Origin of the sequence: Limnohabitans planktonicus II-D5, from assembly GCF_001270065.2 — a bacterium.
Lineage (GTDB): Bacteria > Pseudomonadota > Gammaproteobacteria > Burkholderiales > Burkholderiaceae_C > Limnohabitans_A > Limnohabitans_A planktonicus.
Genome location: NZ_LFYT02000024.1, coordinates 47404 through 71725, shown reverse-complemented (window position 1 = coordinate 71725; position 24322 = coordinate 47404). Strand labels below are relative to the sequence as shown.

Here is a 24322-nt window from a genome sequence, read left to right as displayed (position 1 = left end):
CGCCCTGTAGGTCGGTAGCTTCAGCTCCGACATCTGTTCGCTCCGGCACAGGCTGCATGTCGGGGCTAAAGCCGCCGACCTCGAAAAACCACAGGCCGCGCCTTGTAGGTCGGTAGCTTCAGCTCCGACGTTTGTGGGCTCCGGCATAGGCTGCATGTCGGGGCTGAAGCCACCGACCTACGGAAAACCACAGGCCGCGCCTTGTAGGTCGGTAGCTTCAGCTCCGACGTTTGTGGGCTCCGGCATAGAGTCAATGTCGGGGCTGAAGCCGCCGACCTACGGAAAACCGCAGGCCTTGCCTTGTAGGTCGGTAGCTTCAGCTCCGACATTTGTGGGCTCCGGCACAGCGTCAATGTCGGGGCTGAAGCCGCCGACCTACGGGGGGGATTCATAGATTGTTTGGCTCAAATGGCCTTTGCATCGCGCAAGGCCTGAACCGCCGCATCGTCCAGCCCCAGCTCGCGCAAGATGGACTCGGTGTGCTCGCCCACGGCGGGTACGGGGTCCATGCGGTAGTCGTATCGGTTGTTGCGCCCGGGCGGCAGCAGGGCGGGGATGTCGCCAGCGGGCGAGCCCACCTGTTGCCAGCGCTGGCGGGCCTGCAGCTGTGGGTGCGCCCAAACACCGGCCATGTCGTTCATGCGGGCGTTGGCGATTTGCGCCTGGTCCAGCCGCGCCTCGACCTCTGGCGTGGTCATGCGGGCGAACACGCCCATGATGAGCAGCTTGAGCTGGGCACGGTTCTCGCTCCGCAACGCGTTGGTGCAAAAGCGCGGATCGTTGGCCAGTCCTGCGTCGCCCAACACCACCTCGCAAAACACTTTCCACTCGCGTTCGTTTTGCAAACCCAGCATCACCGTGCCGCCGTCGCCAGCCGCAAACGGACCATAGGGGTAAATGCTGGCGTGCGAGGCTGCGCTGCGCGGCGGCGGGGTGGCGCCGTCGTAGGCGTAATACAGCGGGTAACCCATCCACTCGGTCAGCGCTTCGAGCATGGACACGTCGATGTGGCTGCCCTGGCCGGTCTTGCCGCGCAGTAGCAGGGCCGACAGGATGTTGGTGTAGGCGTACATGCCGGCCGCAATGTCGGCGATCGAGTTGCCGGTTTTGGACGGATCTTCGGGCGTGCCGGTGATAGACAGCATGCCCGACTCGCTCTGGATCAAGAGGTCGTAGGCTTTTTTGTCGCGGTAGGGGCCGTCTTCGCCGTAGCCCGAGATGTCGCACACGATCAACTTCGGGTGTTTGGGGCTGAGTGCCTCAAACGACAAACCCATGCGCGCAGCCGCGCCGGGCGCGAGGTTTTGCACCAGCACATCGGCGCTTTGCAGCAGGCTGCTGAGCACAGCCATGGCGTCGTGGTTCTTCAGGTCCAGCGTCAGGCTTTCCTTGGAGCGGTTGGTCCACACAAAGTGCGAGGACTGGCCGCGCACCCGGGTGTCGTAGGCCCGCGCAAAGTCGCCCGCACCGGGACGTTCGATCTTGATGACGCGTGCGCCCAGGTCGGCCAGTTGGCGCGTGCAGAACGGCGCGGCAATCGCGTGTTCGAGAGAGATGACGGTGATGCCGTCCAGAGGTTTGTTCATGGGTTCACCTCAAGAAATCTGTGGGAGCCAGCCTTGCTGGCGAATGGGCGCTTGAGGTCTGCGAGATATCGCTTGCAGGGCAAGCTCCTACAAAACAGGGCCCCATGTAGGAGCCAGCCCTGCTGGCGATGGTGCAATGGCGGTCTGTTTCCATTTTCAAAACGAACGTGGCAGCCCGAGGATGTGCTCGGCCACGTAGCTGAAGATCATGTTGGTCGACACGGGGGCGACTTGGTACAAGCGCGTCTCGCGGAACTTGCGCTCGATGTCGTATTCACACGCAAAACCAAAACCGCCGTGCGTTTGCAGGCAGACGTTGGCCGCTTCCCAGCTGGCCTTGGCCGCGAGGTACTTGGCCATGTTGGCTTCGGCCCCGGCGTTTTGCATGGCGTCGATTTTTTCGCAGGCCTTCCAGCGCATGAGGTTGGCCGCTTCCAGCTCGATGAAGGCGTCGGCAATCGGGAACTGCACGCCCTGGTTTTGACCAATCGGGCGGCCAAAGACCACGCGGTCTTTAGCGTATTTGGTGGCGCGGTCGATGAACCAGTAACCGTCACCAATGCACTCGGCTGCGATCAACACGCGCTCGGCATTCAGGCCGTCGAGCAGGGTCTTGAATCCCTTGCCTTCTTCGCCCAAGAGCGCGTCTTCGGGGATCTCCAAGTTGTCAAAAAACAGCTCGTTGGTCTCGTGGTTGACCATGTTCAAGATGGGCCGCACGGTCAAGCCGTTGCCGATGGCCTGCTTCAAATCGATGAGGAAGCACGACAGGCCCTCAGACCGCTTGGTGACTTGGTCAGCGGGCGTGGTGCGGGCCAGCAGGATCATCAGGTCGCTGTGCTGGATGCGCGAGATCCAGACCTTTTGGCCGTTGATGACCCAGCGGCCGTCTTTGCGCACGGCGGTGGTTTTGAGCTTGGTCGTGTCGCTGCCCGTGGTGGGCTCGGTCACACCCATGGACTGGATGCGCAACTCGCCCGTGGCGATCTTGGGCAACAGGGTGTTTTTCTGCGCGTCAGAACCGCTGCGCACGATGGAATTCATCACGTACATCTGGCCGTGGCACGCGCCCGAGTTGCCGCCCGAGCGGTTGATCTCTTCCATGATGACCGAAGCTTCGGCCATGGACAGGCCCGAGCCGCCGTATTGCTGCGGAATCAACGCGGCCATCCAACCGGCCTTGGTCAGGGCGTCGACAAACTCTTCGGGGTAGCCGCGTTTTTCGTCGACCTTGCGGTGGTACTCGTCAGGGAACTGGGCGCACAGGGCGCGCACCGCGTCGCGGATGTCTTGGTATTGATCGGGAGCGTGCATGGTGGTGATGAAAATGGGTTGCTCAAAAAATGAAATGGATGAGCGCGCAGCGCAACTTCAGGCCAGCGTGGCTTGCGCTTGCATGGTGAGCCAGCCTTCGTGGTCGCAGGCCCACAGATCAATCGTCTTGCCGTCGGCAGATGGCCGGCCGTTCAGCCGGAAGGGGTGCAGGTCAAACGTGGGACGCACAGCGCGGAACTGGAACGAAGCCAGGCGCGCACCGGGCACATGCCTGCGCACCAGGTCCACCAGCAAGGTGGCAATGAGCGGACCGTGCACGATGAGGCCGGGGTAGCCTTCTTCTTGCGTGACGTAACTGCGGTCGTAGTGGATGCGGTGGCCATTGAAGGTGAGGGCCGAATAGCGAAACAGCGACACCGGGTCGGGCACAAACTCGCGCTGCCAAGGTGCGTCGGTCTCGGCCGCGGTAGGCGGCACTTCGGGTGCGCCAGGCACTGCTGCTGCGCGGTACACGATGTCGTGTGTTTCGGTCAGGCAATGGCCTTGGGCGTTGCTGAAAACGTGCTCGACCTCGACAAACAACAGGTCGCCCGTGCGGCCCGCCTTGTGCTTGACCGAAGCGATGCGCGAATGCTTTTGCGCCGCATCGCCCACGCGCAGCGGGTTGTCGGTCTGCCACTGCAGGCGGCCCCCGGCCCACATGCGGCGCGGCAGCGGCACGGGCGGCAAAAAGCCACCGCGCAGCGGGTGCCCGTCGGGCCCGATCTGGCTTTGCGGGGCCTGTGGCAAAAAGTACAGCCAGTGCCACAGCGGCGGCACTTCACTGCCTGCGGTTTGGCGTGCATCGTCGCGGTCGAGCAAGGCGCTTTGGCCGCGCAAGGGGGCGGCCACGATCTCGTCGGTCAGCGTCTCGCTGCGGCCTTCCCAGCTGCGCAGGTGCGCGACTTGGTTGACGTCAAGGGTGGTGGGGGTGTTCATGGTTGTATCTTCTCGCAGATCAAGCTTGTCTCTTGTCTGTCTTTGTGAAAGCCCATCTTTGGCGAACTTGAAGACTGTATGCATGGGTGGACCCATACCGATGTCTTGTCAAGGCGTGCACCGTGGGAGCCAGCCCTGCTGGCGATGGGGCGCTTGTGGGCCAAAGGCATTTCGCTTGCAGGGCAAGCTCCTACACACCACCATCGCGTGGCGCAAACGACCTTCAGTTGCATCTTCCTGCCTTGCCCGGGTCTTGTGGAAATCTCAAACATCATCGTTTCGGGTCAATGGTCTTGCGCGTACTTTTCCACCAGCTCGCGCTTGAGCACTTTGCCGCTCAGTGTCATGGGCATTTCCGGCACTTGCACCACCATGGAGGGCCGCTTGTAGGGCGACAGGTGTTCATGGGCGTGGGCCTTCAGAGCCTGCAGGTCCAGCTGCACACCGGGCTTGACTTCGATGAAGGCCAGGATGTCTTCGTTGCCGTCGGCCGCTTTGCGACCCGCCACGGCGGCACGCTGCACGCCGGGCCAGGCCAAGAACACCGCCTCGACCTCGCCCGGGTACACGTTGAAGCCCGAGCGGATGATCATTTCTTTCAGACGCCCCACCACCTGCAAAGCGCCGTCGCCGTCTTGTCGGCCCAGGTCGCCGCTGGCGTACCAGCCGCCGGGCTTCATGACCTGCGCGGTGATCTCCGGGTCACGGAAGTAGCCGGGCATCAGGCCCACGCCGCGCATCCAGATCTCGCCGGTCTCGCCTGCGGGCAAGTCCCGCCCATCGGGGTCCATGATGCGCAGCTCGGCGCCTTCGACCAGGTAACCCGCGCTGGTGTCGGCGCGCTGTTCGTTCAAGCGGCACAGCGTCAACGCGCCTGCATATTCCGACAGGCCATAGCCGTGGTGCAGGGGTTTGCCAAAGCGCGCTTCGATGGCCTGCTTGACGCTCAGGTCGAGCGGCGCAGCGCCTGTGTAGACGTAGCGCAAATCCGGTGCGAGCGGCTGCGCAATGCCTTGACTGTCCAGCCATGCCAACAGGCGGGTAAACATGGCGGGCGGCCCTTGCAGCTGCGTCAGGCCCTGGTGGGCCAGCGCGTCGAACACATCGGCCGGGTCGAACTGGCTGCGCATGAGCAGGCCCGAGCCCGCGTGCAGCGAAGCCATGAGCACCGTGCCCAGACCGAAGATGTGCGTCATGGGCAGATAGGCGTAAGACCGGTCTGCGGACGTCAGCTCGCGCGACTGCGCCGACACCCGGGCAAATTGCAACAGGCCCGCGTGCGTGAGCATCACGCCCTTGGGCTGTCCGGTGGTGCCCGAAGTGAAGATGATCGCAGCCACCTGCTCGGCCAGCTCACCGGTTTGCGCCGTGGCCTGTGGCCTGACGGGCGTGCGCTGCAAACCGGGCAGCACACTCGCCTGCGTGCCGTGCTGCGCCGCGTGTTCGCGCGCCGAAGCAGACACGCCCACCGTGAAATACAGCACGCGGGCATCGGCCTTGGCGGCAAAGCCCGCGAGTTCGGACGCCGTCATGCGCGCATTGACCCCACAGGCCCAAGCCCCCACACGGCTGCAGGCCAGCACCAGCGCCACATGCTCGGGGCAGTTTTCAGCGGCTACCAGCACGCGGTCGCCCACACGCACACCCACCTCGCGCAGTTCGGCTTCCAGTGCATCGACCTGCTGCGCCAGCTCGCCCAGCGTCATCACCCCTTGCGCCAAATACAAAAAGGGATGCGCGGGTGCCTGCGCGGCGCGCTCGTCAAACAGGTGGTGAATACGCGTGTGGGTGCGGGTGTGGGCTGAGGTCAAATGCAACGCCATGTTTTATTCGAAGGTCATGCCTTTGGTCACCTCGGCCCACAGCGCATGTTCGCGGCGCATGCGATCGGCCAGGTCGGCGGGCTTGGCATTCCAGATCACGTAACCCTGGTCGACCCAGCGCTTGTTCAGCTCGGGGTCTTGCAGGGCGCGGGCCGTGGCGGCGGTGATCTTCTGGCTGAGTTCGGCGCTCATGCCCAGCGGGCCATACAGGCCATACCAGCCGCCCACGTCGTAATCGCGAATGCCCAACTCGCTCATGCTGGGCAACTGCGGCAGGGCTGGGTTGCGCTCTTTGGAGGTCACGGCCAAAGGCTTGACCTTGCCGCCGTCGATGTGGGCCTTGGCACCGCCCACGATGTCAAACATCATCTGGATCTGCCCACCCATCACGTCGGTCATGGCCGGAGCGTTGCCCTTGTAGGGCACATGGGTCATGGTGATGCCTGCACGGCGTGCAAACAGCTCGCCGCTCAGGTGGTTCGATGCGCCCATGCCGGCCGAGCCATAGGCCAGTTTGCCGGGGTTGGCTTTGCCAAAGGCCACTAACTCGGGCAAGGTTTTGAAGGCTTGGTTCTGGTTGATGACCAGCACGTTGGCATAACTGAGGATGGTGGCCAGCGGGGTCATGTCCTTGAGCGGGTCAAAGGCCATCGCCTTGAGCACATGGGGGCTGATGGTCATGGTGGGGCTGGCGGCATAGAAAATTTCCAGGCTATTGGGCGCGGACTTGACCACGGTGTTGCCTGCCACCGCACCGCCAGCACCGGGGCGGTTTTCCACAATCACGGGCTGACCCAGTTCGCGGCTGAGCACGGGTGCAAACACCCGCGCCGATGAGTCGACGGGCCCGCCTGCGGCATAGCCCACGATGAGCTTGACGGTGGGGCCGGTGCTTTGGCTCTGAGCCCAAGCAGAACCGCCCAGTCCGGTCATGGCTGCGCACAATGCGCTCACCAGACTTCGGCGGGCAAGAAGATGTTTCAAAGGGCTCATGGGGTGTCTCCTGTTGTGGTGGATATCAAAGTCGTCAGCGGCGCAAGTTGGCAAAGTGCTTGTCCATGCAAGGCATCGTGGGAGCCAGCCCTGCTGGCGATCTGTCTTGGGGGGTCCGCAGGCCATCGCTTGCAGGGCAAGCTCTCTCGCATGCGCCTGAATACCGACAACGACTCCTGTGGCAGCTTGGCAAACGTCACTTTGTCGTACAGCTTAGAGGTGTCGATTTCGCTCATTCGGTCTTCCTCAAGCTTGCGCCCAGCGTGAAGCCTGCTGCAGTTGCTGGCGGCAGTCGGCCACCATGCGTTCGATCAGGTCGGCGCAGGTGGGCACGTCGTCGATCAGGCCAATCACCTGGCCTGCTGCGACCACGCCGCCATCCACATCGCCCGACTGCAGGGCCTGGTTGCCGCGTTGGCCTGCGACCAAGTGGCGGATGTCCTCAAAGCTGCAGCCGCCTGCGCGGTTTTCGGTGGCCACCACTTCTTGCGACACCGCGTTGCTCCAGGCCCGCGTGGTGTTGCGCATCGTGCGAAACATCAGTTTCGTGTCGCGCTCGGTGGCTCCCACCAGGGCTTGTTTGATGTTGTGGTGCACCGGTGCTTCTTGTGTGACCAAAAAGCGGGTGCCCATGTTCACGCCCTCAGCCCCCAGCGCCAGCGCAGCGGCCATGCCGCGCCCGTCGGCAATGCCGCCCGAGGCAATGACCGGCACGCACAAGGCCTGGCAAGCCAAGGGGATCAGCACCAGGCCGGGCACATCGTCCTCACCGGGGTGACCTGCGCATTCAAAACCGTCGATGCTGATCATGTCCACCCCATTGCGCTCGGCGCTCAGGGCGTGGCGCACCGAGGTGCATTTGTGCACGATGGTGATGCCCGCGTCCTTCATGCGACCGATGAACTCTTTGGGGCTGTTGCCAGCGGTTTCCACAATCTTGACCCCGCTGTCGATGATGGCCTGGAGGTACTCGGCGTAGGGCGGCGGGTTGATGGCGGGCAAGATGGTGAGGTTCACCCCAAAGGGCTGGTCGGTGAGCGTGCGGGTGCGGGCAATCTCGTGCGCCAGTGATTGCGGTGTGGGCTGGGTGAGGGCCGTGAGCACGCCCAGGCCCCCGGCATTGGACACGGCCGAGACCAGCTCGGCCTTGCCCACCCACTGCATGCCGCCTTGCAAGATGGGGTAGCGGATACCCAGCACCTCGGTCACGCGTGTTTTCATGCCACGTTCAGTTCAGGGTGATCTTGGCGTCGCGGATGATGCGGGCGTAAATGTCGGCATCGGACTTGACGACCTTGGCAAAGTTTTCGATGCTTTCACCGCCAGGGATCAGGCCCATGGCTTCGATCTTCTCGCGCACATCGGGCAGCTTGAGGATGCGCTGGGTCTCGGCCGAGAATTTATCCACCACGGCCTTGGGTGTGGCCGCAGGCAAGAACAGGCCGAACCAGCCCATGGGCTCGTAGGAATTGAGGCCTTGCTCTTTGAGCGTGGGCACATTGGGCAGCCAAGACAAACGTTCGGTGCCGGTCACGCCCAGCAGCTTGAACTTGGGCAAATGCTGTTTCGACGAGCCTGCATCAAAGAATGCCGAGGACAGCTGACCGCCCATCATGGCCGTGACCAGGGGCGCACCGCCCTGGTAGGGCACATGCGTCAAATCCAGACCCGACTGCAGATTGAGCAAAGCGCCTTGCAAGTGGGCCGAAGTGCCCGGGCCATACGAGCCAATGCTGTGTTTGCCCGGCTCGGCCTTCACCAGCTTGATGAACTCAGGCAAGTTGTTGATGGGCAAGTTCGGCGCTGCGGCCAGTACGCTGGGACTGATGGCCACGCGGCTGATCGGCGCAAAGTCCTTGATCGGGTCATAGGGCAGCTTCATCAAGGTCATTTGCTGCACCAGTGCGACGATGCCAAACAGCACCGTGTGACCATCGGCAGGTGCCTTGGCTACCAGGTTGTTGCCAATGGTGCCGCCTGCGCCGGGCTTGTTCTCGACCACCACGGTTTGCTGCCAGCTGTCCTGCATTTTTTGCGCCACCATGCGGGCCAGCACATCGGTGGCCCCGCCTGCGGGGTAGGGCACGATGAACTTGATGGGCTGGCTCGGATAAGCCGTCTGGGCCTGAGCCTGGGCAGTGCCTGCGCCCAGCAGGGCAAGGCTGAGTGAGGCCACGGCCATGCGGCGGGTGAATGTCTTTGTCATGTCTTGTCTCCTTGTGTTGTTGTCGAAAGGGGTCACGCTGACGGGGTGGGTGCATTGGAGCGGCTTTCGCCGCAAAACGAACCCACCCTTGGCTCAACCGCGTGCTTCACGCACCATGTTGCGGCCAATGATGATTTGTTGTATCTGGGTCGTACCCTCATACAGGCGAAAAAGGCGCACATCTCGGTAAAAGCGCTCAATGCCGTATTCAGCCAAGTAGCCCGCGCCACCCAAAATCTGCACCGCCCGGTCGGCCACGCGGCCGCACATCTCGGACGCGAACATCTTGCAGCACGAGGCCTCGGTCGACACGCTGCGGCCTTCGTCGCGCTTGCGGGCGGCATCGATCACCATGCACTCGGCGGCATACAGCTCCGCCTTGCTGTCGGCCAGCATGGCCTGCACCAGCTGGAACTCGGCAATGGGCTGGCCGAACTGTTTGCGGTCAATGGCGTAACGCAGCGCGTCATCCAGGATGCGCTGGGCCACGCCCACGCACACGGCGGCCAAGTGGATGCGGCCTTTTTCGAGCACCTTCATCGCGGTCTTGAAGCCCTGACCTTCTTGGCCGCCGATCAGGTTGGCGGCCGGGACACGCACGTTGTCAAACATCACGTCGCAGGTGTGCGCGCCTTTTTGGCCCATCTTCTGGTCGTTCTTGCCCAAGCTGATGCCGGGCGATTGGGCATCGACGATGAAGGCCGACACGCCGCCCGCGCCCTTGTCGGCCGGGTTGGTGCGCGCCATGAGCGTGAAAATTTTGGAATGCGGCGCGTTGGTGATGTAGCGCTTGGTGCCGTTGACCACGTAGTGGTCACCGTCCTTGATGGCCGTGGTGCGCAACGATGCGGCGTCAGAGCCCGCGTCGGGCTCGGTCAATGCAAACGAGGATGACAACTCGCCCGTGGCCAGCTTGGGCAGGTAATAGGCTTTTTGTGCTTCGGTGCCGTCCATCAAGATGCCCTGCGAGCCAATGCCCACCGTGGTGCCGATCACCGAACGGAAAGCGGGCGAGGTCTTGCACAGCTCAAACAAGAGACGCGCCTCTTCTTCCATGGTCAGCTCCAAGCCGCCATAGGATTCGGGGATGGTCAAACCAAACAGACCCATTTCGCGCATCTCTTGCACGATGGCTTCGGGGATCTCGTCGGTGTCGGCGACTTCGTTCTCGGCGGGCACCAAACGCTCGCGCACAAAACGGCGCACGGAATCGAGCAGGGCTTCAAAGGTTTCGGGGTCTCGGATCATGGTGAATGCGGGGAGGTTTTACAAAGTTTCAAAGGTGCCGAGGATGGCCGTTGACTGGCTCGACAGCGTGCCGCCGTTGCCATGGGCCAGAGCGGTCTGCACGCCGGACACTTGGCGCTCGCCGCCTTCGCCGCGCAACTGGCGCACGGCTTCGATCAGGGTAAAGATGCCGTACATGCCCGGGTGCGTGCACGACAGGCCGCCGCCGTTGGTGTTGACCGGCAGGTGGCCACCGGGCGCGATGCCGCCGCCTTCCACAAAGGCACCGGCTTCGCCTTTTTTGCAAAAGCCCAGGTCTTCCAGAAACATCAAGGTGTTGATGGTGAAAGCGTCGTACAGCTGCACCACGCCCATGTCGGCAGGCGTGAGGCCTGCCATGGCAAAGGCTTCGCGGCCGGACTGGCTGGCGGCAGTCACTGTGAGGTCGTGCATGGCCGAAATCTGGCGGTTCCAGTTGGCGGTGGCGTTGCCCAGCACGTACACCGGTTTCTTTGGCAGGTCACGCGCACGGTCGGCGCGCACCAGCACAAAGGCACCCCCACCGTCGGTGACCAGGCAGCAGTCGCGCACGGACAAGGGGTCGGACACCATGCGGGCCTTGAGCACATCGTCGATCGACAGCGGATCGCGCATGAAGGCTTCGGGGTTGCGCTGCGCCCAAGCGCGGGCAGCCACGGCCACTTCGGCCAACTGGCGGCGGGTGGTGCCGTACTGGTGCATGTGCCGCCGCGTGGCCAGCGCGTAGGCGCTCAGCGGCTGCATCGGGGCGTAGGGGGTTTCATAAGGCTGCGGGTCCATCACGCGGCGCGCCTGGGCGATCTCGGCGCGGCCAAAGGTGGAGGTGCGCTGCGTGCTGCCGTAGCACACCAGCACAGCGTTGCACTGGCCCGACTGCAGGGCCATCATGGCGGGAAGCAAGTGCGCCACAAAGCTGGAGCCGCCCAGCATGGTGCCGTTGATGTAACGCGGGTTGATGCCCAAATATTCGGTCACGGGCATGGGCCACATGGTGGACAGCACACTGGCGGTGCACAGGCCATCGATGTCGCTCATCTTCAAACCGGCATCGGCCACGGCGGCGTGCGCGGCACGGGCCAGCACTTCCATCTCGGAAAAGCCCGTGGCTTCGCCGCAACCAAAGGTGGCCACACCCGCAATCGCCGCGCTGCCGCGCAGGGCCTTGAGGCCGGTGGAAGAATGCACCGCTGCCGATGCGGCGGGGCCGCGAGGCACGGGCTTGGCCGAGGCAGCGGCTGTGCTGACTGGATCAAACACCACCATGCCTTGACCCTTGTCGACCGCCACGCGGGCCTGCACACGCTGGCCCACCTGCACGGCGTCGACAGGGTCCATGTCCACACGGCTCATCAGGCGCACGCCTTCGTCCAGGTCGATCAGGCAGACGTTGTAGTCACCGCCCGCGTCGGGTTTGCGGCGCACGGTGGTCACCGAATACACCGTGCCCAGACCCGAGGGGGGCACCAGGCTCAGGTCGTTGCTGCCGCAGTGCGGGCAGACCTCTCGCGGGAAATAAATGTGCTGGTCACAGCCCTTGCAATGCTGGACCATAAAGTGGCCTTCATCGAGGGCGGCTTGGTGCTGCGCGAGCACACCTTTTGCGTTGTCGCTCATCGTGTTTTCCTCAGATCGGGTCCCAGCTGAACACATCTCCCGAACGCTCCAGGTCAAAGAAGCTCGACTTGAGGGCGGGCATGGCTTGGTCCAGCACCGACTGCGGCGTCCAGCCCTCGCTGCGGTGCACCGAGCGGATGGGGCGCGGCTGGCTCATCAAAAAGATTTCGTTGTTGCGCACGGCAAAGACCTGGCCGTTCACATGGGCCGAGGCGTCGCTGGCCAGGGCCACGGCCATGGGCGCGATCTTGGCGGGCGTCATCTGCTTGATGCGTTCAACACGGGCCTGCTCTTCGGGTGTCTCGGTCGGGATCGAGCCGATCATGCGGCTCCAGGCAAAAGGCGAAATGCAGTTCGAGCGCACCTTGAACTTTTGCATGTCGAGCGCGATCGACTTGGACAGCGCGGTCACGCCCAGCTTGGCCGCCGAGTAGTTGGCCTGGCCAAAGTTGCCCACCAGCCCGGAGGTCGAGGTCATGTGGATGTAATTGCCGCTTTCCTGCTCCTTGAAGTGCGGGGCGGCGGCGCGGCTGACGTAGAAAGCGCCATACAGGTGCACCTTGAGCACCGCGTCCCATTCGTCCATGCTCATCTTGTGGAAGAAGCGGTCACGCAAGATGCCTGCGTTGTTGACCACCACGTCGATGCGGCCAAAGCTGTCGATGGCCGTTTGGATGATGCGGGCCCCGCCTGCGGCGTCGGACACGCTGTCGGTGTTGGCCGCTGCCTGACCGCCCATGGCTAAGATTTCGTCCACCACTTTTTGTGCGGGGCCTGCGTCTTGGCCTTCGCCCGAGACCGAAGCGCCAATGTCATTGACGACCACTTTGGCCCCTTCGCGGGCCATGGCCAGCGCAATGTCGCGGCCAATGCCGCCGCCTGCACCGGTCACCACGACCACCTTGCCGGTGACCAATCCTGTACTGCTCATGTTTTCTCCTGGGGAAGCTCGGGGCGCGCACCCGTCATGGGCGGCATCACCACCGGAGGGTTGTTCTGTATCTTGCTGTGCCCACTGATTTTGAACAATCTGCGATTGCCAAAGCGGGGCTTTCGGATTCCAGAACTCAGGGAATGCCCTTGGTTTGCTGTGAAACGTCGGACTCTGCGAGTGCCGACCTACAAGATGGCGTTTCGTAGGTCGGCGGTCGAAGACCCCGACAAGGGCCTGTGCCCAAACCCATAACGTCGGACGCTGCGAGTGCCGACCTACAAGATGGCAGTTCGTAGGTCGCTGGTCGAAGACCCCGACATGGGCCTGTGCCCAAACCCCTAACGTCGGACTCTGCGAGTGCCGACCTGCGAGATGGCGGTTCGTAGGTCGGCGGTCGAAGACCCCGACATGGGCCTGTGCCCAAACCCATAACGTCGGACTCTGCGAGTGCCGACCTACAGGATGGCGGTTCGTAGGTCGGCGGTCGAAGACCCCGACGTGGGCCTGTGCCGAAACCCATAACGTCGGACTCTGCGAGTGCCGACCTGCGGGAGGGCGGTTCGTAGGTCGGCGGTCGAAGACCCCGACATGGGACTTTGGCGAAACCACTAACGTCGGACTCTGCGAGTGCCGACCTGCGTGATGGCGGTTCGTAGGTCGGTGGTCGAAGACTCCGACATGGGCCTTTGGCGAAACCACTAACGTCGGACTCTGCGAGTACCGACCTACAAGATGGCGGTTCGTAGGTCGCTGGTCGAAGACCCCGACATGGGCCTGTGTCCAAACCCCTAACGTCGGACTCTGCGAGTGCCGACCTGCGGGAGGGCGGTTCGTAGGTCGGCGGTCGAAGACCCCGACATGGGGCTGTGCCGAAACCAAAAATGTCGGACTCTTCGAGTGCCGACCTACAAGATGACATGTCTCAAACTTCAGCGTGCCATTCATTAGCATTTATTTGTATAGACAACAAGATGGTGCATGCACTGATGCTTGGGGTGGACTGCAGGCGCATGATGTGAGATGCTGTTGCAGTCCATTGCTGTGAAAGGGTTCATGTGAATGTGCTGCACGGTTTTTCTTGAGTCCATCCTGTCTATACAAGTACAGCTGACGGCCTTACCCTGAGTCTTCGGTTTTCGGCCACGCATGCTTCAAACCTGCGGGTCGCGGTCAACACAAGGAGTTCCTTCATGCGCAAATCCCCTGTCAAATTCGCATCGCTGATCCTGGCCGGTGCCTTCGCCGCCACGTTGGCGGTCCCCGTCCAGGCCCAAGAGGTCAAGCTCGCTTTGGGCATGTCCGGCTGGACCGGCTTTGCCCCGCTGACCCTGGCCGACAAGGCCGGTTTGTTCAAGAAACACGGCCTGGATGTCGACATCAAAATGATTCCCCAGAAAGACCGCCACCTGGCCCTGGCTTCCAAGGCCATTCAGTGCGCGGCCACCACGGTGGAAACGCATGTGGCCTGGAACACCAATGGCGTGCCCATCGTCCAGATCTTTCAACTCGATAAGTCGTTTGGGGCCGATGGCATTGCGGTGCGGGGCAACATCAACAGCTTTGCCGAGCTCAAGGGCAAAAGCATTGGCGTGGATGCGCCCGGTACGGCACCCTATTTCGGCTTGGCCTGGATGCTCAGCAAAAACGGCATGAGCATGAAAGACGTCAAGATCACCACCTTGTCGCCCCAGGCCGCTGCGCAGTCCTTTGTGGCGGGTCAAAACGATGCGGCCATGACCTACGAGCCCTATTTGTCCACCGTGCGCAACAACCCACAGGCCGGCAAGATTTTGGCCACCACGCTCGACTACCCCATGGTGATGGACACCGTGGGTTGCGCGCCGGATTGGCTCAAGGCCAACCCCAAGGCTGCGCAAAGCTTGGCCAATGCCTACTTTGATGCCTTGGAGATGATCAAGACCGATCCGGCCAAATCCAACGAGATCATGGGCGCGGCCGTCAAGCAAACCGGCGAGGCTTTTGCCAAATCTTCATCCTTCCTGCGCTGGCAAGACAAAGCGGCCAACCAGAAGTTCTTTGCGGGCGAGTTGCAAACCTTCATGAAAGACGCCGCCGCCATCTTGCTGGAAGCCGGTGTGATCCGCAGGGCACCGACCGACTTCAACGCCATGTTTGACACCAGCTTCATCAAGTAAAGCCATGGCCAGCGTACACCCGACTTCGACCCCATCGATCGCTGTGCGGCCACGCCGCCGCGCACTGGCCCCGCTGGAGCCCGTGCGCGCGCAGTCGCGGTGGTTGCTGGGCATCGGTTTTTTCATTTTGTTTTTTGCCGCGTGGGCGTTTTTCACGTTGGGCGGTTATGTCTCGCCCACCTTTTTGGCCAGCCCGGTGACCATGGTGCAAGAGGCCATCCTCTTGTTCACCGAATTCAACTTCATGTTCGACATCGGCATGACGATTTGGCGCGTGTTGGCGGGCTTCATTTTGGCCAGCCTGATCGCCGTGCCGCTGGGCATTGCCATGGGCGCGCACAAGGGGGTCGAGGCTTTTCTGGAACCCTTCGTGTCCTTTTGTCGTTATTTGCCCGCCTCTGCCTTCATCCCCTTGTTGATCTTGTGGGCCGGCATTGGCGAATTGCAAAAGGTGCTGGTCATCTTCATTGGCTCGGTGTTTCAGATCGTGTTGATGGTGGCGGTGTGTGTGGGCGCGGCCCGGCGTGACCTGGTCGAAGCCGCATACACCCTGGGGGCCAACCCGGCGGGCATCGTCAAACGGGTGTTGATTCCAGGTGCTGCGCCCGAGATCGCCGAAATTTTGCGCCTGGTGCTGGGCTGGGCCTGGACCTATGTGATCGTGGCCGAGTTGATCGGCTCGTCGTCTGGCATTGGCCACATGATCACCGACAGCCAGGCGCTGCTCAACACTGGGCAAATCATCTTCGGCATCATCGTCATCGGCCTGATCGGGCTGGTGTCTGACTTTGCGTTCAAGGCGCTCAACCGCCGCCTGTTTGCCTGGAGTTCACTGTGAGCAGCCAACTGTCCATTCAAGGCGTCTCACGCGTCTTCACTTCGCCCAAAGGCCAAACAACCCAGGCGCTCACGCCGGTGGATTTTGAGGTGCGCGAAAACGATTTCGTCACCATCCTCGGGCCATCGGGCTGCGGCAAATCCACCTTGCTGCGCATCGTGGCGGGGCTGGACCAGCCCACCACCGGGCAGGTGCTGCTGGACGGTGTACCGGTGCAAGGGCCGGGGGCCGACCGGGGCATGGTGTTTCAGAGCTACACGCTGTTTCCGTGGCTGACCATCGAGCACAACATCCGCTTTGGCCTGCGCGAGCGCGGCATGCCCGAGCGCGAGCAAAAAGAACGGGCCGATTTCTTCATCGCCAAGGTGGGGCTGCGCGGGTTTGAGCAGCACTTCCCCAAGCAGCTGTCGGGCGGCATGCAGCAGCGCACGGCGATTGCACGGGCGCTGGCCAACGACCCCAAAATCTTGTTGCTAGACGAGCCCTTTGGTGCCCTGGACAACCAGACCCGCGTGCTGATGCAAGAGCTGCTCTTGGGCATTTGGGAGTCCGCCCAAAAAACCGTGCTGTTCGTCACGCACGACATCGACGAAGCCATCTTCATGGCCAACCGCGTGGCGGTGTTCAGCGCCCGGCCTGGCCGCATCAAGACCGAGCTGGCGGTGGACTTTCCGCACCCCCGGCATTACACGATCAAGACCTCGCCCGAGTTCATGGCCCTCAAGGCGCGGCTGACCGAAGAAATTCGTGCCGAAGCCATGGCCACCGATCTGCACTGAGTCAGCTTTCACGCTGCTTTGAAACCGACGCCCTTCATGACCCGCCTTGCTCCTTCTCCCGCCCAGTTGGCCACACACATGGCCACTGACACGGCCACCGCCCACCGCCCGCACAAAGCGCGGGCGGCGCGGCCGGCCTCGGGCGATGTGGCCTTGTTCCAGCAGGTCAAGGACCACATTGCCCGCCAGATTCAAGACGGCACGCTGCGTGCGGGTGACCGCCTGCCGTCCGAGCACGAGCTGGTGGCGCAGTTTGGCATCTCGCGCATGACCGTCAACCGGGCCTTGCGCGAGTTGGTGACTCAGGGGCGCATCGTGCGCGTGGCCGGTGTGGGCAGTTTTGTGGCCGAACAAAAACCGCAGGCCAACTTGCTGCAAATCGTCAACCTGGCCAGCGAAATCCGCCAACGCGGGCACGACTACGCCTGCGAAATGTTGGTGGTCGAACGCGTGGCGGCCACCCTGGAAGTGGCTGCCGCCCTGAATGTGCGCACCGGCGAGTCGGTGTTCCATTCGGTGTGTGTGCACCTGGAAGATGGCGTGCCCATTCAGCTCGAAGACCGCTTTGTCAACCCGCAGGTGGTGCCCGACTTTGCGCAGCAAGATTTCACGCAGCAACAGCCTTCGGAATTTTTGGTGCGCACCGTGCCGTTTGACGAAATCGAGCATGTGGTCGATGCGGTGCTGCCCACACCCGAGCAGGCGCAGCGCCTGCAAATGGACGCGGCCGAGCCCTGCTTGCTGCTCACACGCCGCACCTGGACCCAGGGCGTGCCGGTGACCCTGGTGCGCTGCCTGCACCCGGCCAGCCGCTACCGCCTGGGCAGCCGCTACAGCGCCAGTGGCAACCCGATGTCGACCTGATGCCTGCACGAAACTGAAGGCCCATGATGTTTGCCAGTTCTCTCCTCCGTTTCACGCGTTCTGCCTCTCGTGTAGGAGCCCACCCTGTGGGCGATGGTTTCAGGGGCGTGTGCCACGCCCATCGCCCACAGGGTGGGCTCCTACACCAACACACCTGCGACAGGCCTTTCGCTCAAGACTTCAACAGGCCGGCTGAATAAGCTGGTCATGACCCATCCCCTCAGCACCCAGCACATGACACACACATTTTTGAACCTCATTCCCGGCCAGGTGCCTTTGGTCGATTGGTGCGCCATTTACCGGGGCGCTACTCCCGTGCTGGACACGGCTTGCGCCACGGCGATTCAAGCCAGTGCCGACAGCGTGGCCCGCATCGTGGCCAAGGGCGAGCCTGTGTACGGCATCAACACCGGCTTTGGCAAATTGGCCAGCGTGCGCATTCCTGCCGAAGACCTGGAAACCCTGCAACGCAACATCGTGCTCTCGCACGCTGCGGGTGTGGGCGAAGCCACGCCGGTGGCCATCACCCGATTGATGATGGCTTTGAAAATCGCCAGTCTGGCCCAAGGCGCTTCGGGCATTCGCCCGGCCACGCTGGCTTTGCTGGAAGCCATGCTGACCCAGGGCATCATCCCGGTGGTGCCTTGTCAGGGCTCGGTTGGGGCCTCGGGCGATCTGGCCCCGCTGGCGCACATGACGGCCGTGATGATCGGCATGGGCGATGCCGACACGCCCCAAGGCCGCATGCCCGCCGAACAAGCGCTGGCCAGCGTGGGCCTGACCCCGGTGACGCTCGGCCCCAAAGAAGGCTTAGCCCTGCTCAATGGCACGCAGTTTTCCACCGCCAACGCATTGGCCGGTTTGTTTGAAGCCGAGCGCCTGTTCCAGTCGGCCCTGCTCACCGGTGCTTTGGCCACCGATGCGGCCAAGGGGTCGGACGCGCCTTTTGATGCCCGCATCCACCGCCTGCGCAAGCACCGGGGGCAGATCGCCACCGCCGAGGCCCTGCGCCAGTTGCTCAGCGGCAGCGCCATCCGCGCCTCGCATTTGCAGGGGGACGAGCGCGTGCAAGACCCGTATTGCCTGCGCTGCCAGCCGCAGGTCATGGGCGCGTGTTTCGATGTGCTGCACAACGCCGCCCAGTTGCTGGAGACCGAGGCCAACGGCGTGTCCGACAACCCGCTGATCTTCAGCGACACCGACGAATCGCTGTCGGGCGGCAACTTCCACGCCGAGCCGGTGGCCTTTGCCGCCGACATGATCGCCATGGCCATTTGCGAAATCGGCTCTTTGGCCGAGCGCCGCATCGCCATGCTGGTGGACCCGGCGCTGTCGGGGCTGCCCGCATTTCTGACACCCAAGCCGGGACTCAATTCGGGCTTCATGATCCCGCAGGTCACCGCGGCTGCGCTGGTCTCAGAAAACAAACAACGCGCCTACCCGGCCAGTGTCGATTCGATCCCCACCTCGGCCAACCAAGAGGACCATGTGTCCATGGCCGCGCACGGTGCACGCCGCCTGCTGCCCATGGCCGACAACGCCATGGCGGTGATCGGCATCGAGTGGATGGCCGCGGCCCAAGGCTGTGACTTTCATGCGCCGCTGCACACCAGTGCGCCCCTGGCCAGCGCCATGGCTTTGCTGCGCACACGCGTAGCGCACCTGAGCGACGACCGCCACATCCAGCCCGACATGCAAGCGGCCATCGACATGGTCAAAAGCGGTGCCTTGCTGCAATGCGGCTCGGGCCTTGATTTGCCCGGCCTGCGCTGAACGCCTCTTATGTATCCATTGCTCACCCTCAAGGAGACCCCATGACCCCCTCCATCGACCCCCGCCTCGACCCGACCCGCGTGGTGCGTGCGCCGCGTGGCAGCACGCTCACTTGCAAGAACTGGGTCACCGAAGCCGCTTACCGCATGATCCAGAACAACCTGGACGCCGAGGTGGCCGAGAACCCGCAAAGCTTGGTGGTCTACGGCGGCATTGGCCGCGCCGCCCGCGACTGGGCCTGCTTTGACCAAATCCTGGCTTCTCTCAAAGACCTGAACGAAGACGAGTCCTTGCTGATTCAATCGGGCAAACCCGTGGGCGTGTTCAAGACGCACGCCAACGCGCCGCGTGTGCTGATTGCCAACTCCAACCTCGTGCCCAAGTGGGCCAATTGGGAGCACTTCAACGAACTCGACCGCAAGGGCCTGTTCATGTACGGGCAGATGACGGCGGGCTCGTGGATTTACATCGGCACCCAAGGCATCGTGCAAGGCACGTTCGAGACCTTTGTGGAGGCGGGTCGCCAGCACTACCACAACGACTGGACAGGCCGCTGGATTTTGACGGCCGGACTGGGCGGCATGGGCGGCGCACAGCCCTTGGCCGCCACGCTGGCCGGAGCGTGCTCACTGAACATCGAATGCCAGCAAAGCAGCATCGACTTCCGTTTGCGCACCCGCTATGTGGACAAGCAGGCCAAAGACCTGGACGATGCTCTGGCCCTGATCGCACACCACACCGCCGCCAAAGAGGCGATCTCGATTGCCCTGTTGGGCAACGCGGCAGAGATCCTGCCCGAGTTGGTGCGTCGCGCCAAGGCAGGCGGCATGCGCCCCGATCTGGTGACCGACCAGACTTCGGCGCACGACCTGATCAACGGCTACCTGCCCCCGGGCTGGACCGTGGCGCAGTGGAAAGCCGCCCAGCACGACCCCGCACAGCACGCCCGCCTGAAGGCCGAAGCTGCACAAGGCTGCGCCACCCAGGTGCAAGCCATGCTGGACTTTCAGGCCATGGGCATCCCCACGGTGGATTACGGCAACAACATCCGCCAGGTGGCCTTTGACCATGGCGTGAAAAACGCATTCGACTTCCCCGGCTTTGTGCCCGCCTACATCCGCCCCATGTTTTGCGAAGGCAAGGGCCCGTTCCGCTGGGTGGCCTTGTCGGGTGACCCCGAAGACATCTACAAAACCGACGCCAAAATCAAGGAACTGTTTCCGAACAACACGCACACCCACCGCTGGCTCGACATGGCGCGTGAACGCATCAGCTTTCAGGGCCTGCCTGCACGCATTTGCTGGCTGGGCCTGGGTGAGCGGCACCTGGCCGGTCTGGCCTTCAACGAGATGGTGCGCACGGGCGAACTCAAAGCCCCCATCGTGATCGGCCGTGACCACCTGGACACCGGCTCGGTGGCCAGCCCCAACCGCGAGACCGAAGCCATGAAAGACGGCACCGACGCCGTGAGCGACTGGCCGCTGCTGAACGCCTTGCTCAACACCGCAGGCGGCGCCAGCTGGGTCAGCCTGCACCACGGCGGCGGCGTGGGCATGGGCTATTCACAACATTCGGGCATGGTCATCGTGGCCGACGGCACCGACGCAGCGGCCGAGCGCCTGGCGCGTGTGCTGGTCAACGACAGCGCCTCAGGCGTGATGCGCCACGCCGATGCCGGGTACGAGCTGGCCGTGGCCACCGCCAAAAAGCAAGGGCTGAAGTTGCCCATGATCAAGTGATGTGGTGAAGCGAACCATGACTGACGGTTTCAACTTGGCGGCCATGCCCAGTGCCGACGGCGTCTGGCATCACTTGCACCTGGCCCCTGAGGCCTTGGGTGCAGGTACACCAGCCCTGCCCGATGGGGCCATCGTGGTCGCGCAAGGGGCCATCGCCTGGGTGGGTGCACACACCGATTTGCCAGACGCTTACCGGCCACTGCCCTCACACGACGGCCAAGGTGCCTTGGTCACGCCCGGCCTGGTCGACTGCCACACGCACCTGGTGTACGGCGGCCAACGCGCCAACGAATTTGCCATGCGCTTGGCCGGTGCCAGTTACGAAGAGGTGGCGCGAGCGGGGGGCGGCATTGTGTCCAGCGTCAAGGCCACGCGCCAGGCCAGCGAAGAAGCCTTGTTCGACGCGGCCGTGCCCCGTTTGCAGGCTTTGCTGGCCGAAGGCGTGTGCGCCATCGAGATCAAATCGGGTTATGGCCTGAGCCTGGCGCACGAGCGCAAACAGCTGCGTGTGGCCAGGCGGCTGGGCGAGGTGTTTGGCGTCACGGTGCGCACCACGTTTTTGGGGGCGCATGCGCTGCCACCCGAATACGCCGGACGCAGCGACGACTACATCCGTCTGGTGTGTGAAGAGATGATGCCCGCGCTCGCTGCCGAAGGCCTGGTGGATGCGGTGGATGTGTTTTGCGAAACCATTGGCTTCACGCTGGCCCAGACCGAGCAAGTCTTCCAGGCCGCGCAAGCGCTGGGCTTGCCGGTCAAGCTGCACGCCGAGCAGCTGTCGGACATGGGTGGCTCGGCGCTGGCGGCACGCTTCGGGGCGCTGTCGTGCGACCACATCGAACACCTGAGCGCCGAAGGCATCGCCGCCATGCGTCAAGCGGGCACAGTGGCCGTGCTCTTGCCCGGCGCTTACTTCACCCTGCGCGACACCCACTTGCCGCCCATTGCCGACCTGCGTGCTGCTGGCGTGCCCATGGCCGTGTCCACCGACCACAACCCGGGCACCTCGCCTGCTTTGAGTTTGCTGCTCATGGTCAACATGGCCTGTACCTTGTTTCGCCTCACAGTGCCCGAGGCCTTGGCGGGCGTGACACGCCATGCCGCGCAGGCGTTGGGCCTGCAGGCCACACATGGCCGCATTTCAGCCGGGTGCCCTGCCAATTTTGTGCTGTGGCCATTGGGCGATGTGGCAGAACTCGCCTATTGGCTGGGCCAACGCCCGGCCTGCAGCGTGGTGCGCCAGGGCCGTTTGGCGGTCGATGGCATGGGCCTGCACCGAATGAGCCCCTTGCCCGAACATCCACCCTTGTCTCCTCATCAAGCATGACTTTTCAAACCACCGAACCCCCTTTTCGCTTTCGCCAAGGCACGCGACCTTTGCTGATTTCGATGCCGCATGTGGGCACGCATGTGCCGCCCGCATTGGCCGCACGGTTCACCGACGAGGCCCAGCGCGTGCCCGACACCGACTGGCATCTGGAACGCCTGTACGACTTTGCCGACGCGCTGGGGGCCTCGGTGCTGGTGGCCACGCATTCGCGCTTTGTGATCGACCTGAACCGCCCGCCAGACGGAGCCAGTCTGTACCCCGGGCAAAGCGTGACGGGCCTGTGCCCGGTGGACTTGTTTGACGACCAGCCGCTGTACCGCGACCCGGCCGATGTGCCAGGCGAGGCCGAAATTGCCGAGCGCCGCGAAGCCATTTGGCAACCCTATCACGCGCAACTGGCGCAAGAGCTGACCCGCATCAAGGCGCAGCATGGCGTCGCGGCCTTGTGGGACGCGCACTCGATCCGCTCGGTGGTTCCGCGATTTTTTGAAGGCCGTTTGCCCGACCTGAACCTGGGCACGGCAGACGGTACCAGCTGCTCACCTTTGCTGGCCGAGCAGCTGCTGGCCATTGGCCAGTCAGCACCGAGCTACACCGCCGTGCTCAATGGCCGCTTCAAGGGCGGGCACATCACGCGCCAGTATGGCAATCCGGCGCAAGGCATCCACGCCGTGCAGCTGGAAATGACGCAGTGCAGCTACATGCAGGAAAGCTGGCCGTTTGACTATCTGCCTGAGGTGGCGAAAGGCGTACAACCCCATGTACGGCGCATGCTGGAGGCCGTGCTGGCCCTTGTGGAAACCTCCCCGGGATGACCGCCCACTTGTAGGTCGGCACTCGAAGAGTCCGACGTTTCCCATCAAGCACAAGCCCTTTTCCTGGCAGTCGCGGTCAGCAAGCATTTGTCGGAGTCTTCGACCACCGACCTACAAATGTGCAGCGCATGCTGAAAGCGGTGCTGGCCTATATGGAAACCACCTCCGCATGACCGCCTCCCGTAGGTCGGCACTCGTAGAGTCCGACGTTTCCCATCAAGCACAAGCCCTTTTGCTGGCAGTCGCGGTGAGCAAGCATTTGTCGGGGTCTGCGACCACCGACCTACAAATTTGCAGCGCATGCTGGAAGCGGTGCTGGCCTTTATGGAAACCACCCCCGCATGACCGCCTCCCGTAGGTCGGCACTCGAAGAGTCCGACGTTTCCCATCAAGCTCAAGCCCTTTTCCTGGCAGTCGCGGTGAGCAAGCATTTGTCGAGGTCTGCGACCACCGACCTACAAATGTGCAGCGCATGCTGGAAGCGGTGCTGGCCTTTATGGAAACCACCTCCGCATGACCGCCTCCCGTAGGTCGGCACTCGTAGAGTCCGACGTTTCCCATCAAGCGCAAGCCCTTTTCCCTGGCAAAACCGGTGAGCAAACATTTGTCGGGGTCTGCGACCACCGACCTACAAATGTGCAGCGCATGCTGGAAGCGGTGCTGGCCTTTATGGAAACCACCTCCGCATGACCGCCCCCCCGTAGGTCGGTACTCGCAGAGTCCGACGTTTCCCATCAAGCAAAAGCCCTTTTCCTGGCAGTCGCGGTCAGCAAGCATTTTTCGGGGTCTGCGACCACCGACCTACAAATGTGCAGCGCATACTGAAAGCGGTGCTGGCCTTTATGGAAACCACCCCCGCATGACCGCCCCCCGTAGGTCGGCACTCGCAGAGTCCGACGTTTCCCATCAAGCAAAAGCCCTTTTGCTGGCAGTCGCGGTGAGCAAGCATTTGTCGGGGTCTGCGACCACCGACCTACAAATGTGCAGCGCATGCTGGAAGCGGTACTGGCCTTTATGGAAACCAACCCCGCATGACCGCCTCCCGTAGGTCGGCACTCGCAGAGTCCGACGTTTCCCATCAAGCTCAAGCCCTTTTCCTGGCAGTCGCGGTGAGCAAGCATTTGTCGAGGTCTGCGACCACCGACCTACAAATGTGCAGCGCATGCTGGACGCGGTGCTGGCCTTTATGGAAACCACCCCCGCATGACCGCCTCCCGTAGGTCGGTACTCGAAGAGTCCGACGTTTCCCATCAAGCACAAGCACTTCTCTGGCAGTTGCGGTGAGCAAGCATTTGTCGAGGTCTGCGACCACCGACCTACAAATGTGCAGTTGGTTTCATCCACCCAAAGCGT

Annotated in this window: 19 protein-coding genes and 1 pseudogene; 9 read left to right on the top strand and 11 right to left on the bottom strand. The window is 63.0% G+C overall.

Annotated elements, in window-relative coordinates; all coding sequences use genetic code 11:
- Nucleotides 1-404 precede the first annotated feature (404 nt).
- The 11 genes and pseudogenes from H663_RS36135 to H663_RS36085 all read right to left on the bottom strand — a co-directional run bounded on the left by H663_RS36135 (nucleotide 405) and on the right by H663_RS36085 (nucleotide 12672).
- Entirely contained in the window at nucleotides 405-1586 is a 1182-nt protein-coding gene (locus H663_RS36135; protein WP_053173250.1) for a CaiB/BaiF CoA transferase family protein, read from the bottom strand.
- Nucleotides 1587-1742: 156 nt separating this feature from the next.
- Nucleotides 1743-2900 (bottom strand): acyl-CoA dehydrogenase family protein, encoded by a 1158-nt coding sequence (locus H663_RS36130; RefSeq protein ID WP_083451200.1) that lies wholly within the window; start codon nucleotides 2898-2900, stop codon nucleotides 1743-1745.
- A gap of 57 nt (nucleotides 2901-2957) precedes the next feature.
- The gene (locus H663_RS36125; protein WP_053173247.1) at nucleotides 2958-3839 is read right to left on the bottom strand and encodes an HTD2 family dehydratase; all 882 of its coding nucleotides are present in this window, start codon (nucleotides 3837-3839) and stop codon (nucleotides 2958-2960) included.
- A gap of 284 nt (nucleotides 3840-4123) precedes the next feature.
- Nucleotides 4124-5662, bottom strand: a complete 1539-nt coding sequence (locus H663_RS36120) for a class I adenylate-forming enzyme family protein (RefSeq protein ID WP_053173245.1) — start codon at nucleotides 5660-5662, stop codon at nucleotides 4124-4126.
- Between the two features lie 3 nt (nucleotides 5663-5665).
- Complete coding sequence (locus H663_RS36115) at nucleotides 5666-6655, bottom strand: Bug family tripartite tricarboxylate transporter substrate binding protein (protein ID WP_053173243.1); 990 nt, start codon at nucleotides 6653-6655, stop codon at nucleotides 5666-5668.
- 246 nt (nucleotides 6656-6901) lie between these two features.
- Nucleotides 6902-7876, bottom strand: a complete 975-nt coding sequence (locus tag H663_RS36105; RefSeq protein ID WP_053173240.1) for an NAD(P)H-dependent flavin oxidoreductase — start codon at nucleotides 7874-7876, stop codon at nucleotides 6902-6904.
- Between the two features lie 7 nt (nucleotides 7877-7883).
- The gene (locus H663_RS36100) at nucleotides 7884-8861 is read right to left on the bottom strand and encodes a Bug family tripartite tricarboxylate transporter substrate binding protein (protein WP_053173238.1); all 978 of its coding nucleotides are present in this window, start codon (nucleotides 8859-8861) and stop codon (nucleotides 7884-7886) included.
- 93 nt (nucleotides 8862-8954) lie between these two features.
- A complete protein-coding gene (locus tag H663_RS36095; protein WP_053173236.1) occupies nucleotides 8955-10109 on the bottom strand; it encodes an acyl-CoA dehydrogenase family protein in 1155 nt (384 codons plus the stop codon).
- An 18-nt stretch (nucleotides 10110-10127) separates the two neighbouring features.
- The gene (locus H663_RS36090; protein WP_053173633.1) at nucleotides 10128-11390 is read right to left on the bottom strand and encodes a thiolase; all 1263 of its coding nucleotides are present in this window, start codon (nucleotides 11388-11390) and stop codon (nucleotides 10128-10130) included.
- 33 nt (nucleotides 11391-11423) lie between these two features.
- Nucleotides 11424-11741 (bottom strand): annotated as a pseudogene (locus tag H663_RS42415) (Zn-ribbon domain-containing OB-fold protein); the annotation flags it as partial.
- Between the two features lie 10 nt (nucleotides 11742-11751).
- Nucleotides 11752-12672, bottom strand: coding sequence for an SDR family NAD(P)-dependent oxidoreductase (locus H663_RS36085; protein ID WP_053173234.1), 921 nt, complete (start codon nucleotides 12670-12672; stop codon nucleotides 11752-11754).
- 1193 nt (nucleotides 12673-13865) lie between these two features.
- Between H663_RS36085 and H663_RS36080 the strand changes: the two genes are divergently transcribed.
- The 9 genes from H663_RS36080 (at nucleotide 13866) to H663_RS41690 (ending at nucleotide 23659) form a co-directional block, all read left to right on the top strand.
- On the top strand, nucleotides 13866-14831 hold the full coding sequence (locus tag H663_RS36080; RefSeq protein WP_053173231.1) for an ABC transporter substrate-binding protein: 966 nt from the start codon (nucleotides 13866-13868) through the stop codon (nucleotides 14829-14831).
- A gap of 4 nt (nucleotides 14832-14835) precedes the next feature.
- Nucleotides 14836-15669 (top strand): ABC transporter permease, encoded by an 834-nt coding sequence (locus tag H663_RS36075; protein ID WP_053173229.1) that lies wholly within the window; start codon nucleotides 14836-14838, stop codon nucleotides 15667-15669.
- Entirely contained in the window at nucleotides 15666-16448 is a 783-nt protein-coding gene (locus H663_RS36070) for an ABC transporter ATP-binding protein (RefSeq protein WP_205872740.1), read from the top strand. Before H663_RS36075 ends, H663_RS36070 begins: the two co-directional genes overlap by 4 nt.
- Before the next feature lie 78 nt (nucleotides 16449-16526).
- Nucleotides 16527-17312, top strand: a complete 786-nt coding sequence (gene hutC / locus H663_RS36065; protein ID WP_116695910.1) for a histidine utilization repressor — start codon at nucleotides 16527-16529, stop codon at nucleotides 17310-17312.
- Between the two features lie 207 nt (nucleotides 17313-17519).
- Nucleotides 17520-19085 carry a histidine ammonia-lyase gene (gene hutH / locus H663_RS36060; protein ID WP_240620550.1) on the top strand — a complete coding sequence of 522 codons (1566 nt, stop codon included), beginning with the start codon at nucleotides 17520-17522 and terminating at the stop codon, nucleotides 19083-19085.
- Between the two features lie 41 nt (nucleotides 19086-19126).
- Nucleotides 19127-20824: a urocanate hydratase gene (gene hutU, locus H663_RS36055; RefSeq protein WP_053173224.1), complete on the top strand. Its 1698-nt coding sequence runs from the start codon at nucleotides 19127-19129 to the stop codon at nucleotides 20822-20824.
- Nucleotides 20825-20840: 16 nt separating this feature from the next.
- Nucleotides 20841-22151 (top strand): imidazolonepropionase, encoded by a 1311-nt coding sequence (gene hutI, locus H663_RS36050; RefSeq protein WP_053173222.1) that lies wholly within the window; start codon nucleotides 20841-20843, stop codon nucleotides 22149-22151.
- The gene (hutG, locus tag H663_RS36045; protein WP_053173221.1) at nucleotides 22148-22969 is read left to right on the top strand and encodes an N-formylglutamate deformylase; all 822 of its coding nucleotides are present in this window, start codon (nucleotides 22148-22150) and stop codon (nucleotides 22967-22969) included. The genes hutI and hutG overlap by 4 nt, the downstream gene beginning before the upstream one ends.
- A gap of 513 nt (nucleotides 22970-23482) precedes the next feature.
- Nucleotides 23483-23659, top strand: a complete 177-nt coding sequence (locus H663_RS41690) for a hypothetical protein (RefSeq protein WP_165803938.1) — start codon at nucleotides 23483-23485, stop codon at nucleotides 23657-23659.
- Nucleotides 23660-24322: the final 663 nt, after the last annotated feature.

Coding starts and splice junctions, on each gene's coding strand:
- H663_RS36080 (WP_053173231.1), top strand. CDS start 13,866: ATGCGCAAATCCCCTGTCAAATTCGCATCGCTGATCCTGGCCGGTGCC.
- hutC (WP_116695910.1), top strand. CDS start 16,527: ATGGCCACTGACACGGCCACCGCCCACCGCCCGCACAAAGCGCGGGCG.
- H663_RS41690 (WP_165803938.1), top strand. CDS start 23,483: ATGACCGCCTCCCGTAGGTCGGCACTCGTAGAGTCCGACGTTTCCCAT.
- H663_RS36120 (WP_053173245.1), bottom strand. CDS start 5,662: ATGGCGTTGCATTTGACCTCAGCCCACACCCGCACCCACACGCGTATT.
- H663_RS36105 (WP_053173240.1), bottom strand. CDS start 7,876: ATGAAAACACGCGTGACCGAGGTGCTGGGTATCCGCTACCCCATCTTG.
- H663_RS36115 (WP_053173243.1), bottom strand. CDS start 6,655: ATGAGCCCTTTGAAACATCTTCTTGCCCGCCGAAGTCTGGTGAGCGCA.
- H663_RS36135 (WP_053173250.1), bottom strand. CDS start 1,586: ATGAACAAACCTCTGGACGGCATCACCGTCATCTCTCTCGAACACGCG.
- H663_RS36130 (WP_083451200.1), bottom strand. CDS start 2,900: ATGCACGCTCCCGATCAATACCAAGACATCCGCGACGCGGTGCGCGCC.
- H663_RS36075 (WP_053173229.1), top strand. CDS start 14,836: ATGGCCAGCGTACACCCGACTTCGACCCCATCGATCGCTGTGCGGCCA.
- hutI (WP_053173222.1), top strand. CDS start 20,841: ATGACTGACGGTTTCAACTTGGCGGCCATGCCCAGTGCCGACGGCGTC.
- H663_RS36090 (WP_053173633.1), bottom strand. CDS start 11,390: ATGGTGGTGTTTGATCCAGTCAGCACAGCCGCTGCCTCGGCCAAGCCC.
- H663_RS36085 (WP_053173234.1), bottom strand. CDS start 12,672: ATGAGCAGTACAGGATTGGTCACCGGCAAGGTGGTCGTGGTGACCGGT.
- hutG (WP_053173221.1), top strand. CDS start 22,148: ATGACTTTTCAAACCACCGAACCCCCTTTTCGCTTTCGCCAAGGCACG.
- H663_RS36100 (WP_053173238.1), bottom strand. CDS start 8,861: ATGACAAAGACATTCACCCGCCGCATGGCCGTGGCCTCACTCAGCCTT.
- hutH (WP_240620550.1), top strand. CDS start 17,520: ATGACCCATCCCCTCAGCACCCAGCACATGACACACACATTTTTGAAC.
- hutU (WP_053173224.1), top strand. CDS start 19,127: ATGACCCCCTCCATCGACCCCCGCCTCGACCCGACCCGCGTGGTGCGT.
- H663_RS36125 (WP_053173247.1), bottom strand. CDS start 3,839: ATGAACACCCCCACCACCCTTGACGTCAACCAAGTCGCGCACCTGCGC.
- H663_RS36095 (WP_053173236.1), bottom strand. CDS start 10,109: ATGATCCGAGACCCCGAAACCTTTGAAGCCCTGCTCGATTCCGTGCGC.